The organism is Dactylosporangium sp. NPDC048998, assembly GCF_043197855.1.
Taxonomy (GTDB): Bacteria; Actinomycetota; Actinomycetes; order Mycobacteriales; family Micromonosporaceae; genus Dactylosporangium.
Window position 1 is genome coordinate 833910 of record NZ_JBICTV010000001.1, and the last position, 12566, is coordinate 846475.

At 69.7% G+C, this 12566-nt stretch carries 12 protein-coding genes and 1 pseudogene; 11 read left to right on the forward strand and 2 right to left on the reverse strand.

Annotated features, from left to right (window positions below):
- Positions 1–264 precede the first annotated feature (264 nt).
- The 4 genes from fabG to ACGFI8_RS03920 all read left to right on the forward strand — a co-directional run bounded on the left by fabG (position 265) and on the right by ACGFI8_RS03920 (position 3664).
- Complete coding sequence (gene fabG, locus ACGFI8_RS03905; protein ID WP_392799670.1) at positions 265–969, forward strand: 3-oxoacyl-[acyl-carrier-protein] reductase; 705 nt, start codon at positions 265–267, stop codon at positions 967–969.
- An 87-nt stretch (positions 970–1056) separates the two neighbouring features.
- Positions 1057–1827, forward strand: a complete 771-nt coding sequence (gene fabI, locus ACGFI8_RS03910) for an enoyl-ACP reductase FabI (protein WP_392799514.1) — start codon at positions 1057–1059, stop codon at positions 1825–1827.
- Between the two features lie 20 nt (positions 1828–1847).
- Complete coding sequence (locus tag ACGFI8_RS03915; protein WP_392799517.1) at positions 1848–2852, forward strand: ferrochelatase; 1005 nt, start codon at positions 1848–1850, stop codon at positions 2850–2852.
- A 32-nt stretch (positions 2853–2884) separates the two neighbouring features.
- Positions 2885–3664, forward strand: coding sequence for an HAD-IIA family hydrolase (locus ACGFI8_RS03920; RefSeq protein ID WP_392799520.1), 780 nt, complete (start codon positions 2885–2887; stop codon positions 3662–3664).
- Positions 3665–3725: 61 nt separating this feature from the next.
- Here ACGFI8_RS03920 and ACGFI8_RS03925 read toward each other — a convergent pair whose 3' ends face one another.
- Positions 3726–4508: a hypothetical protein gene (locus ACGFI8_RS03925; RefSeq protein ID WP_392799522.1), complete on the reverse strand. Its 783-nt coding sequence runs from the start codon at positions 4506–4508 to the stop codon at positions 3726–3728.
- Positions 4509–4583: 75 nt separating this feature from the next.
- On the opposite strand from ACGFI8_RS03925, the gene ACGFI8_RS03930 reads away from it, so the two are divergent.
- The 3 genes from ACGFI8_RS03930 (at position 4584) to ACGFI8_RS03940 (ending at position 7298) form a co-directional block, all read left to right on the forward strand.
- Positions 4584–5387 (forward strand): DUF3097 domain-containing protein, encoded by an 804-nt coding sequence (locus ACGFI8_RS03930; RefSeq protein ID WP_392799525.1) that lies wholly within the window; start codon positions 4584–4586, stop codon positions 5385–5387.
- Between the two features lie 348 nt (positions 5388–5735).
- Positions 5736–6170 carry an NfeD family protein gene (locus ACGFI8_RS03935; protein WP_392799527.1) on the forward strand — a complete coding sequence of 145 codons (435 nt, stop codon included), beginning with the start codon at positions 5736–5738 and terminating at the stop codon, positions 6168–6170.
- Positions 6171–6176: 6 nt separating this feature from the next.
- Entirely contained in the window at positions 6177–7298 is a 1122-nt protein-coding gene (locus ACGFI8_RS03940; protein WP_392799529.1) for an SPFH domain-containing protein, read from the forward strand.
- Positions 7299–7345: 47 nt separating this feature from the next.
- Here ACGFI8_RS03940 and ACGFI8_RS03945 read toward each other — a convergent pair whose 3' ends face one another.
- Entirely contained in the window at positions 7346–8143 is a 798-nt protein-coding gene (locus ACGFI8_RS03945; protein ID WP_392799673.1) for a TrmH family RNA methyltransferase, read from the reverse strand.
- A 773-nt stretch (positions 8144–8916) separates the two neighbouring features.
- On the opposite strand from ACGFI8_RS03945, the pseudogene ACGFI8_RS03950 reads away from it, so the two are divergent.
- The 4 genes and pseudogenes from ACGFI8_RS03950 to ACGFI8_RS03965 form a co-directional block, all read left to right on the forward strand.
- Positions 8917–9451 (forward strand): annotated as a pseudogene (locus ACGFI8_RS03950) (hypothetical protein); the annotation flags it as partial.
- A 583-nt stretch (positions 9452–10034) separates the two neighbouring features.
- A complete protein-coding gene (locus ACGFI8_RS03955; protein WP_392799531.1) occupies positions 10035–10514 on the forward strand; it encodes a hypothetical protein in 480 nt (159 codons plus the stop codon).
- Between the two features lie 212 nt (positions 10515–10726).
- Entirely contained in the window at positions 10727–11071 is a 345-nt protein-coding gene (locus ACGFI8_RS03960; RefSeq protein ID WP_392799534.1) for a hypothetical protein, read from the forward strand.
- 1116 nt (positions 11072–12187) lie between these two features.
- Positions 12188–12566, forward strand: a 379-nt coding sequence (locus ACGFI8_RS03965; protein ID WP_392799537.1) for a hypothetical protein, incomplete at its 3' end; no start/stop codon positions are given.

Here is a 12566-nt window from a genome sequence, read left to right on the forward strand (position 1 = left end):
GTGGCGGGTGATCTGCTGTTACCGGCCACGACTGGAGGGATCGCTACTTCGCACAGCGATCACCTCCTGGGGAGCGGCTCCCGTGCCGGACGGGCAGCGAACGGGCCCGGCCGTCAGGCGGCCGGACATCCAAACCTCCATATAGTACTGCGGACCGCCATGCCCGGCATCAGCCGCCCGGCGCATTGGGTCCTACCATTCGGTAGCGCCTAGTCTCCGTATTGCATTCTCATGAGCGAGATCTTGAGCACGAAAGGCGGCACCGTGGCGAGGACCGTGCTGGTCACCGGCGGAAACCGGGGCATCGGACTGGCGATCGCGCAGGCGTTCGCCAAGCAGGGCGACCGCGTGGCGGTGACGCACCGTGGTTCGGGTGCGCCCGACGGGCTGTTCGGCGTGCAGTGTGACATCACCGACAGTGCTGCCGTGGACGCCGCGTTCACGGAGGTGGAAAACGCGCTCGGCCCGGTCGAGGTGCTCGTCGCCAACGCCGGCATCACGCAGGACACCCTGCTGCTGCGCATGACCGAGGAGCAGTTCACGGGGGTGCTGGACACCAACCTCACCGGCTCGTTCCGCTGCGCCAAGCGCGCCGCGAGCAAGATGCTGCGGGCGCGCTGGGGGCGGATCATCTTCATCTCCTCGGTCGTCGGCCTCTACGGCAGCCCGGGCCAGGTCAACTACGCGGCGAGCAAGGCCGGCCTGGTCGGCATGGCCCGCTCGATCACCCGCGAGCTCGGCAGCCGCAACATCACCGCCAACGTCGTCGCGCCCGGTTTCATCGAGACCGACATGACGGCGGTGCTTCCGGAGGCGACCCAGGCGGAGTACAAGAAGAGCATCCCGATGGGCCGCATGGCCAAGCCCGAGGAGGTCGCCGACGTGGTCACGTTCCTCGCCAGCGACGCCGCGGGGTACATCACCGGCGCCGTCATTCCCGTCGACGGCGGCCTCGGCATGGGTCACTGACGGCGGTCGGTCGTTGACGTCGCGAAAAATCCGGCGCAGGCGCCAGATTTTTCGGACATATCATCATTTAGGGAGACTCCGGAAACCATGGCTGGACTTCTCGAAGGCAAGCGGCTGCTGATCACCGGGATCATCACCGACCAGTCGATCGCCTTCTCCGCCGCGAAGCTCGCCCAGGAGCAGGGCGCCAAGGTCGTGCTGACCGGCTTCGGCCGGCTGTCGCTGGTCGAGCGGATCGCCAAGCGGCTGCCGCAGGAGGCGCCGGTGATCGAACTCGACGTGACCAACCAGGAGCACCTCGACGGCCTCGCGGACAAGGTGCGCGAGCACGTCGACGGGCTCGACGGGGTGCTGCACTCGATCGCGTTCGCCCCGGCCAGCTGCCTCGGCGGCGACTTCCTCGCCGCGCCCTGGCAGGACGTGGCCACCGCGGTGCACGTCTCGACCTTCTCGTTCAAGGCCCTCGCCGTGGCGTGTCTGCCGCTGCTGACGCCGGGCAGCGGGATCGTGGGCATGGACTTCGACGCGTCGAAGGCCTACCCGGTGTACGACTGGATGGGCGTGGCGAAGGCGGGCCTCGAGTCCACGTCGCGCTATCTGGCGCGCGAGCTCGGCCCGCGCGGCATCCGGGTGAACCTCGTCGCGGCCGGCCCGCTGCGCACCATGGCGGCCAAGTCGATCCCCGGCTTCGCCGTCTTCGAGGACTCCTGGGCCAAGGTCGCGCCGCTGGGCTGGGACCTCTACGACCAGATCGCCGCGGCCAAGGCCTGCTGCGCCCTGATGTCCGACTGGTTCCCGGCCACGACCGGTGAGATCGTCCACGTCGACGGCGGGTACCACGCGGTCGGCGGGTCCTGATCAAGGAGCAGAATGAGGGCGTGGATTACGACGCGTTCCTCCTGCTCTCGTTCGGCGGCCCGGAAGGGCAGGACGACGTCCTGCCCTTCCTGGAGAACGTGACCCGCGGCCGCGGCATCCCGCGCGAGCGCCTGGAGGCCGTGGCCGGGCACTACCGGCACTTCGGCGGCGTCTCGCCGATCAACGCCCAGTGCCGCGCACTCATCGAGGCCCTGCGGCCCCGCCTCGACCTGCCGATCTACTGGGGCAACCGCAACTGGCACCCGATGCTCGCCGACACCGTGCGGCAGATGCGCGACGACGGGGTCCGCCGGGCGCTCGCGTTCGTGACCAGCCCGTTCGGGTCGTACTCCTCGTGCCGGCAGTACCTCGACAACATCGACCGCGCGCGGGCCGAGGTGCCGGACGCGCCGGTCATCGACAAGATCCGGCACTACCACGACCACCCCGGGTACATCGCCCCGCACGCCGACGCCGTGCGCGAGGCGCTCGACGGCTTGCCGTCGCGGATGAAGGCCCGGCTGGTGTTCACCGCCCACTCGATCCCCACGTCGATGAACGCGGCCAGCGGCCCCGGTGGCGTCGGGCGGTACGAGGCCCAGCTGCGCGAGACGGCGGCCCTCGTCGCCGCCGAGGCCGCGCCGGAGCTCGAGTGGGACCTGGTCTGGCAGAGCCGCTCCGGCCCGCCGCAGGTGCCGTGGCTGGAGCCCGACGTCAACGACCACCTGGAGGCCCTCGCGAAGGAGGGCGTGACCGAGGTCGTGGTGAGCCCGATCGGCTTCATCTCCGACCATCTCGAGGTGATCTGGGACCTCGACGAGGAGGCCCGCGCGACCGCCGCGCGCCTCGGACTGGCCTTCGCCCGGGCCGCCACCCCGGGCGTCGACCCGCGGTTCGTGGACATGATCCGACAGCTGGTCGATGAGCGCGTCCTTGCTCACAGTAATGTGCGTCACGCGCTCGGCACCGTCCCGACCTGGGATTACTGCCCAGCCGACTGCTGCGTGTCACCGAAACGCGCATAGGCTCGAAACGTTTCTGAGGGAGTATGTTGCGCGTGAGAGAACGCAAGCCCATCGAGTCCTGGCTCACCGACATGGACGGGGTCCTCGTGCACGAGGGCGAGCCCGTGCCGGGCGCACCGGAGTTCGTCAACCGGCTGCGCTCGTCCGGGAAGCCGTTCCTGATCCTGACCAACAACTCCATCTACACCGCGCGCGACCTGCAGGCGAGGCTGCGGCGCATAGGCTTCGACGTGCCCGAGTCCGCGATCTGGACCTCGGCGCTGGCGACCGCGCAGTTCCTCGACACGCAGCGCCCCGGCGGCACCGCCTACGTCATCGGCGAGGCGGGCCTCACCACCGCGATGCACGAGGTCGGGTACATCCTCACCGACACCGAGCCCGACTATGTCGTGCTGGGGGAGACCCGCACGTACAGCTTCGAGGCCATCACCGCCGCCATCCGGCTCATCAACGACGGCGCCCGGTTCATCTGCACCAACCCCGACGCGACCGGCCCGTCGAACGAGGGCGCCCTGCCGGCCTGCGGTGCCGTGGCCGCGCTCATCTCCAAGGCGACGGGCATCGAGCCGTACTTCATCGGCAAGCCCAATCCGATGATGATGCGCTCGGCGCTGAACAGCATCGACGCGCACTCGGAGACCACCGCCATGATCGGCGACCGCATGGACACCGACGTCCTGTGCGGCCTGGAGGCCGGCCTGGAGACGATCCTGGTGCTCAGCGGCATCAGCACGACGTCGGACGTGGAGCGCTACCCCTACCGCCCGTCCCGCATCATCCCGTCGGTCGCCCACCTGATCGACGAGGTCTGATCGTCGCACCGGATTGCCGGGCCGGGTGCTCGGCAATCCGCCCTCCCGGGCGGCGGGTGGGCTACAGCAGGGGCGCGTTGCAGGCGGCGACCAGGGCCCGGCGGCAGGCGGTGGTCAGCGGGCGCAGGGCCGCGTCGCGCTGCTGCACCTCGTAGCCGTTGATCGCGCCGCCCGGGGCGGCGTGCTCGGCGAGGGCCAGGACGCGGTCGAGGATGCTCGCCCGTGCGTACAGGCGGCGGGCCCTCGGGTCGTAGCCGGGCGGCAGGTCGGTCGCGCTGTCGGGCTTGCGGATGGCCTCGATCGCGCCGGCGAGCTCGGGGCGCCACTGGGCGATGTCCAGCTTGGCCAGCGTGCGCGTCGCGGTGGCCAGCTCGGCGGACAACTCCGCCTCGGCCTCGGCGGCGCTCGGCTCGTGGGTCGGAGGGCGGTCCTCCGGCAGGGCGAACACCTGCCAGCGCACCGTCTCGAACTCGTCGCCCGAGCCGGAGGTGTGCAGGCGCAGCTCCGGAACGAAGCCCAGGCCACCCGCGATCACACCCTCGCCGGCGAGCAGGGCGGCGCCGGTGAACGGGCCGGGGCCCGGCAGGCCGCGCGGGTCGCCCGGGGCGGGCAGCACCAGGCGTACCTCGTCCGGGTGCAGCTTCGACAGCGACGGCAGGGCGTCGGCGAGCGACACGTCGGTCCACGTGCCGGGGACGTCGGAGACCATGTGCTCCTCGTCGCCGGAGATCTCGGCGGCGGCGTCGTCGCACGGCACCAGGCCGGCGCGCCACGCCCGGACCCATGCCACGAAACGCGCCGAGCGGCGCGCCTGGAGGGTCGCCGCGCGTGCTGCGGGGGACATGGGAGCAAGGGTACGTGCTGACGTGCCGGTATGTCTCGCAGGCGAAGGGGCCGTCAGCCGATACGCTTCCCGGCCATGGACGTCCTGGCGAACAACGACTGGCGGCGCCGGCGCGCCGTACCCGTGGTCGAGGCCGAGCTCGACCTGGTCGTGGAGGACGCCGGCTCGGGCTTCTGCGGGGCCGTGGTCGGGTTCGAGTTCGGCGCCGTGGTGCTGGAGGACCGGCACGGCAGGCGGCGCAACTTCCCGCTGGACCCGGCCGCGTTCCTGCTCGACGGGCAGCCGGTGACGCTCGTGCGGCCGGCGCCTCAGCGGGTACACCAGCGGAAAATGACCGCATCGGGGTCCATCGCGGTGACCGGGCACGCCGCCCGGGTCGCCCGCCGCAGCCGGATCTGGGTCGAGGGCGTCCACGACGCCGCGCTGGTCGAGCGCATCTGGGGCGACGACCTGCGCGTCGAGGGCGTGGTGGTGGAGCCGCTGGACGGCATCGACGAGCTCGCGGCTGCGGTCGAGGAGTTCGGCCCCGGCCCGGTGGCGCGCCTCGGCGTGCTCGTCGACCACCTCGTGCCCGGCTCGAAGGAGAGCCGGATCGTGGCGTCGGTCCAGTCGCCGTACGTCCTGGTGACCGGCCACCCGTACGTCGACGTCTGGCAGGCGGTGAAGCCCTCGGCCGTCGGCATCCGGGCGTGGCCGGCCGTGCCGCCGGGGCGCCCGTGGAAGGAGGGCGTGTGCGCGGCGCTGGGCGTCGCGGACCCGTCCGACATGTGGCGGCGGATCCTGGCGTCGGTGTCGAGCTTCCGGGACGTGGAGACGCCGCTGATCAACTCGATGGAGCGCCTGATCGACTTCGTGACGGAGCCGGACGAGGACGGCTGAGCCCCGGTCAGAGCGTCGGTCGGAGCGCCGGCCACCACTCGCCGTCCGGCTCGCGCTGCCGACGCCACGTGCGCCGTCGCGCGGTCGCGTATCACCCCCGCGACCAGGGTCGGCATCCGCGCGCCGGCATGGGCGCGGGCGACCAGCTCGTCGATGCGGAGACGGTTTCGGCCAGGAGGGGCACGTGGGTTCGCCTTCCTTCGGCACGGCACGCTGACCTGCCCAACTGTGCACCGCGGGGGAGAGTGGCGGGGAAGCCGGCCGGGATCTTGCGACGATCCTGCGACGATCTTGCGGAAGTGGCCCTCCGGGCGGGCACGACGTGCATCGGCGTGACACGATCGAAGCGTGGATGTCTGGCTGATCGTCTGGTTGATCGTCGGCGCCGCTCTCGTCGCGGCGGAGGTCTTCACGACCACGTTCGTGCTGCTGATGTTCGCGATCGGCGCGTTCGCCGCCGCGGGTGCCGCCGCCCTCGGCGCCAACGAGCCGATCCAGGCCGCCGTCTTCGCCCTGGTGAGCGCGCTGTCGTTCGTGGCGGTGCGGCCCACGCTGCGCCGCTACATGCACCGCGACGAACGCGACACCCAGATGGGTGTCGAGGCCATCGAGGGCTCGATGGCGCTCGTGCTGGAAGATGTCGGCAACGACAGCGGCATGATCAAGATCGACGGGGAGCTGTGGCGGGCCCGGCCGTACGACGTGACCCAGAGCTTTGCCAAGGGTGAGCGGGTCCGGGTGATCGAGATCAAGGGTGCTACCGCAATGGTGTGGAAGGACTGAGGCCCAGTGGATGCAAGCGTGCTCCTGGCCATATTGGTGATCGCCGTCGCCCTGATCGGCATCATCACGGTGGCCAAGTCGGTGAAGGTGGTACCGCAGCAAGTCGAGTACGTGGTGGAGCGCCTCGGGAAGTACAGCCGGACGCTCACCCCCGGCCTCAACATCCTGGTGCCGTTCATCGACTCTGTCCGCAACAAGGTGGACAAGCGCGAGGCGGTGGTCAACTTCCCGCCGCAGCCCGTGATCACCTCCGACAACCTGGTCGTGTCGATCGACACGGTGCTGTACTTCAAGGTCGTCGACTCGGTCCGCGCGACGTACGAGATCTTCTCCTACCTGCAGGCGATCGAGCAGCTGACCGTCACAACGCTGCGCAACGTGATCGGCTCGCTCGATCTGGAGAAGGCGCTCACCAGCCGCGACGAGATCAACCGCCACCTCTCCGGCGTGCTCGACGAGACCACCGGCCGCTGGGGCATCAAGGTCACGCGCGTGGAGATCAAGGCGATCGAGCCGCCCCCGAGCATCCGCGACTCGATGGAGAAGCAGATGCGCGCGGAGCGTGACCGGCGCGCCGCCATCCTGCACGCCGAGGGCCTCAAGCAGTCCCAGATTCTCACCGCCGAGGGTGAGAAGCAGGCGGCGGTACTGCGGGCCGAAGGCGAGCGGCAGTCCCGCATCCTGACGGCAGAGGGCCAGGCGAAGGCCATCCGGACCGTCGTCGACTCGATCCACCTGGCCAACCCGGACTCCAAGGTCATGGCGTACCAGTACCTGCAGTCGCTCCCGCAGATCGCCGCCGGCCAGTCCAACAAGCTGTGGATCCTGCCGGTCGAGCTGACCAAGGCCCTGGAGGGCATCGGCGGCGCCCTGGGCGGCATCGGGAAGATGTCCAACGACGAGCGCAGCCGGCACATCGACCAGAGCGCCGTGGAGGAGGCCGAATCGGAGGATGTCCTGGAGGCCCGCCGGGCGGCCGAGGAGGCGGCAGCCGCGGCCAACGCGGAGGCGGCCGCGGCCGCGGCCCAGGTCTCCGGCGACAAGGCGGCCCGCGAGCTGACCGGCTCGCCGGGCGTCCCGGCCTCGGTGTTCGACCCCGCGCCCGAGCAGGACAGCGACAACGCCTGACGAACCGCCGCGGTCGCTCGTCCCACCGGACGGGCGACCGCGGGACGTCAGCGACAGAGCTCGTAGAAGGCAACCGCCGCCGCGGCGGCCACGTTGAGCGAGTCGACGCTGGCGTGCATGGGAATGACCACGCGCACGTCGCTGGCCGCCAGCGCGCCGCGGGTCAGGCCGGGGCCCTCGGCGCCCAGCAGCAGCGCCGGGCGCTCGCGCTGCCGCGGGTTCAGGTCGCGCATCGCGACGGCGTCCGCGGCCGGGGTCATCGCGAGCAGGGTGAACCCGGCGTCCCGCACCGCGGCGAGGGCCGACGGCCACGGGTCGAGGCGCGCGTACGGCACAGCGAACACCTCGCCCATGCTGACCCGGATGCTGCGGCGGTACAGCGGATCCGCACACGACGGCGAGAGCAGCACCGCGTCCATGCCGAGCCCTGCCGCGCTCCTGAAGAGCGCACCGAGATTCGTGTGGTTGTTGATGTCTTCCAGTAGCGCGATCCGCTTGGCCGATGCGAGCACGTCGCCGGCGGCCCGTTCCGGTTTCCGATGGAACGAGGCGAGCACGCCACGGTGAACGTGGAAGCCGGTGATGGCTTCGAGGGTCACCTGGTCGCCGGCGTAGACCGGTACGTCGTCGAGGGGCAGGTCTTCGATTTGGCTGACGCGTTTGGCGTCGATCAGTACGGAGCGCATCCGGTAGCCGGCCCGTAGGGCCCGGCGGAGCACGAGTTCGCCCTCGGCGATGAAGAGTCCGTTTGGTGGCTCCCACCGGGTGCGCAGTTCCACGTCGGTGAGCGCCCGGTAGTCGCCGATCCGCTCGTCGCCGGGGTCAGTGATCGTCTCGACGGTCAGCACCCGCTCGATTCTGCCTTGCGCCGGGAGGATGAGCACATCGCGTGCCCGCATGGGGAACGGGCAGTAGGTGGACGTGTGGCTGCTGCATCGGAGCCGGCATGTTTCTTCGCGGTCGGCTCGCAGGTCGGAAGCCCGCGGGTGCCGGCTCGGTCCAAGGTTCGGCGGTGGCTCAAGGTTGTGGATCGGGGCGATGTCCTCGCCTGCCGCGTCGGCTGGTGGCCCGTGACTGGGCGGGCGGGGGTCTGGTCAGCGCCGTGTTCGGTTGGTTGTCCGTTGCCGATTTTTTGTTGTTCGGCGGCCTCGCGTCGGTAGGCGTCGGCATGTGCTCGGGCTATTACGTCCCAGAAGTCTTGCCAGGCCTTCTCTCGGGAGGGGGTCGTCGTTGTGAGACCGTGTGTGATGGCCCAGCCTTTGGCCGCCGTGAGTCGGACTGTGCCCGCCGATATCGCGACGGCGTGCGCCTGGCTGGGCAATCGCCTGAGCACCCGGGCGGGGGATCGGTCCGTCAGCCGCATGAGCGCGTCGATTGTCGTGATCTTGGAGAAGGCGACCTCAGCCGACTGGAGCGGCCGAAGGGCCGGCATGGGTAGCCGAGCGGGGGTGTCTTCCTCGGGAATCTCGGGAAGGAATGCCATGAATGTCACGGTCGCCCACTTGAGGGCCTGACCGACACGTGTTATCCGGTGCTGCCACGTGCCGGTCGAGGACCGTCAGGCAAGGGATGCGGCCCGTCGTCCGAGCGGGTCGGCCCAGACCGAGCCGCAGCTCCCCGGCTGGCGCGCTGGTTCGAAGAGTTCGTCCCCATGCCGGAGCGGCACCGCTGCTACGCACGGCCGGCGTCGCGCCGGCAGTCCTCGACCCCGAACATCCCGCGACCGGGCTGGCGAAAACAGGAAGAGCAGATCTAGCGGTGCACATTCGGCGTGGTGATCGACACCTCCCGGCTCGATGGACCGCTGGCTGCTCGGCAAGGCCCTGGGCGCGATCGCCTCGTACGCGACCGCGCGGGAGGTGCCGCGGGCGCGCGTGGTGTTCTGCGACGCGGCCGCGTACGACGCCGGCTATCTCGACGTCGAGACGATCGCCAGCCGGGTGAAGGTCCGCGGGCGCGGCGGCACCGTGCTCCAACCGGGGGCGAACCTTCTGGAGCGGGCCGCGGACTTCCCGGCCGACGCGCCGATCCTCGTCATCACCGACGCCGCGTGCGACGTGATCCGGATCCGGCGCGAGCACGCGTTCCTGGCGCCGCCCGGCGCCCGGCTGCCGTTCACCCCCAAGGGTCCGGTCTTCCACATGACCGCATAGCCCCACCCGCCGGTCAGTTCAGCGCCAACAGTCATGTGACCAGGGTTGTGACCAGGCCGGCCCGACACTGATCGGCACGAGATAGACTCTGTTGGATGTCTCTACGGGCGCGGAAGGAGCTTGGAGACGCGGAGCGCGAGCACCTCTACAACGTGGTGAAGGCGGCGCTAACATACAACGCGGCCGTCCGCACGGTGAGGAGTCGATGACCGTGGCCAGGCGGCCCAGCACCACCACCGCGCGCCCGGCGCGGACATTCAACAAGGCGGAGATGGCGCGCACCGCGGTCGCGGTGCGCGCCGAGCATTGCCGAGGTGGCAGCCGTCCCGCCGCGACGACCTCGCGTTCGAGACCCTGACGAAGAAGCTCGCCCGAGACCGCGTGTCATTAGGGACGGATCAGCGGGATGACCACCCTAGAACCTCACAGGATCCGCCCTCGGCCCGCGAGCACCAGGATAGATACCACCGCCTCAGTGAGACCACCCCGGACGGCGTCCATCCCGGACAGCCGTGCGGGCGGTTCCAGCCGTGGATCGGCGACGGTCTCGTCGCGTGGCGGTCAATCAACCATGGGGAGAATCATGATCAGGAAACTGGCCGGGGTGCTGGCCGCAGCGACCGCGCTGCTCGCTGTCTCGGCGGGTGCCGCCTCCGCCGCGCCCGCGGGGAACGCTGCCCTCCAACAGCGGGTCGACAGCGTGCTGGCCGCCATCCCGGGTGGCACCCAGGTCTCCGCCACCGAGATCCGGTACGACGGGCTCACCGTGAAGTTCAGCACCCAGAGCACCGCGACCGTATCGAAGGAAACCTCGAGCCTGGCGCTCACCTGCGCGTACGGCCACCTCTGCTTCACGGTGAACGGCAACACCAATTTCGACTTCGTCGCCTGCAAGACCTGGGATCTGACGAACTGGCTGAACACCGCACCGTACATCAACAACCAGACGACGGGCACGATCGCCCGCGCCTACGACAACAACTGGGTCCAGCGGTGGAGTTCGAAGGCCTACGACGCGGGCACGGCGAACGTGAACCCGTGGTACCACCTCACGGTCTGCTGACCTGAGCCCACACCGCGCACCAGCACCGGGGCCCCTTCGCTACGTGGGGGCCCCTCCGAGTTGCCGCACCCGGTTTTACGTTCCGTTCCAGTCCCCGGTGGCGCGGCTGTTTCTCGCGGCCGCCGCGAATCCCCGGGCGGTGACCCCGCGGGGGGTGCGCGTGCCGTCGCCTCGCCGCGGCGGTGCCTGGTCGCCGGGAGGAGACTGCACTGGTGGCCGCCCGGCACCGCGACGGCGCCGGCGCCGAGGCGATCGCCGCGGAGCTGGGCCGGACCGCCAACAGCGTCCGGTACAAGCTGTACGACCTGGGCCTGGGCCCGTTTCCGGGACCGAACACGACGCCGGCACCGCTCGTTCGGACCCCGGCGTACACGATGGAGGACCTTCGCAAGGTCCACCCGAACTCGCACAAGCCGTGGGAGCCCGAAGACGATGAACGGCTGGCCCGCCGCGCAGCGGAGGGCGCGACCGTCACTGAGCTGATGGCCGAGTTCGGCCGCAACGAGGGTGCCATCACCTCCCGGCTGGGCCGGGTGCGCCCGCCGGCGCAGGCGTAGCGTCCACCCGGCCGACGTCGATTCAGCGGCAGGCGCCGGACCGGCCAGGGTGCTCAGGACGCGCCGTCGGCCCTGTCTGCCGGCGGCTGGAGTCGTCCGATCGCATGTCGCAGCTGGGCCAGGACATTGGCGAGGTCCGCTCGGACCTCCGCCAGGCCGACCCCGCAGGTGCTGGGTGTCGGCATGCACCGCAGCCAGGCCCTGCTGCTGCGCCCGAAGGCCCTCATGGCGCCCACGACACCAACCTGCCGCTCAGCAGAGGGTCAGCGCCTCACGATGACAACTTCGTGCACAACCGGGTCGACAACACCGCGCCGATTCTCATCGGCGATCGCTGGGCTACGTATTCTCCATCATGGTAGGCGGTTTGGTTTTGTTGTTCGGCGGCCTCGCGTCGGCAGGCGGCGGGTCCACAAAGGACGCGGGGTGAGAAGAAGGCTTCCGTGAGACCGACTTCGTCGCCCTGCTCGACGCCGCCCATCTCCCACCGGTAGACCTGCCACCGGTCGGTACCCAGACCCCGATACTGCGCGGCGATCAGCTGTACGCGGCTGGCAAGTCCTGACTGTGACATCCCCCGCTTGAGCCGGTAGCGAAAGATCCTCTCGCCCGGTGCATCCGTGCGAGTTCCTCGGCAGTTGGCATCCGCTGCGGCACGCTACGCCTGCTCACGCCGCATCACCATCCATCGCGACACCAATCCAGCAGTTCATGCGGTGATGAGGAATCCGGACAGGACTCCGCCGGGCAGCCAGTCCGGGTTGGCGTGAAATACCAGTACCGCGAGTACTGGCAGCGCCCGCACACCATTCAGGCCGTACACATTCCCGCGCGACAGGGCCTGTTCCCCTGCATGTCCGCAATTCCGGGCGGCCGGATCGTACGGCCCGCCGTACAACGTCCTTTCACCCCGACCCGCCAGAGCATGACGCGACCATCAGCAGGTGTGGCGCGCGGACCACCAGCCTGTTTCCGGGGAACCCGGATTTTGAGGAGTTGCCCCTATTTGCCATATGGAAATCGTATGTTGATTGGAAACGCAAAACGAGTCATTCGACCATAATTTGGACATCGGGACATTGCGGAGGTGAAGCAGCTTTACAACAATCTTCATCTATGGAGCGCTTTGTGGACCGGCTCGCCCAGGTCGCGATTACGGCGTCATCGCCGGACGACGGCATCAAGGCAGAGGTTCGCGCTGATGACTACTTCCAGGTCTGGTTCGCGGCGGGGGCGTACCGGCGCTACGACGCATCGACCTTGTCGCAGCAGCTTGCCCGCCTTGCGTCCCTGCTGTGGACCAGGTATCGCCGCGAGTATCTCTACGCGCTGGAGGAGCACCTCGGCGGGCTGCGCGACGACGGCTACGAACGCCCGGAGGAGCGTATCTACTGGGAGCAGCTTGAGCAGCTCGTTGCCCGCGGCGCATCGGACCGCGGCGAGGTCAGGGTGCAGAGCCGTGCGCTGGTGAGCTGGGAGTTTGAGATCGACGACG

Bases quoted from the DNA above. Each gene is read 5' to 3' on its own strand.
- ACGFI8_RS03930 (WP_392799525.1), top strand. From the start codon at position 4,584: ATGGACGTCCTGGCGAACAACGACTGGCGGCGCCGGCGCGCCGTACCC.
- fabI (WP_392799514.1), top strand. From the start codon at position 1,057: ATGGCTGGACTTCTCGAAGGCAAGCGGCTGCTGATCACCGGGATCATC.
- ACGFI8_RS03925 (WP_392799522.1), bottom strand. From the start codon at position 4,508: ATGTCCCCCGCAGCACGCGCGGCGACCCTCCAGGCGCGCCGCTCGGCG.
- ACGFI8_RS03955 (WP_392799531.1), top strand. From the start codon at position 10,035: ATGATCAGGAAACTGGCCGGGGTGCTGGCCGCAGCGACCGCGCTGCTC.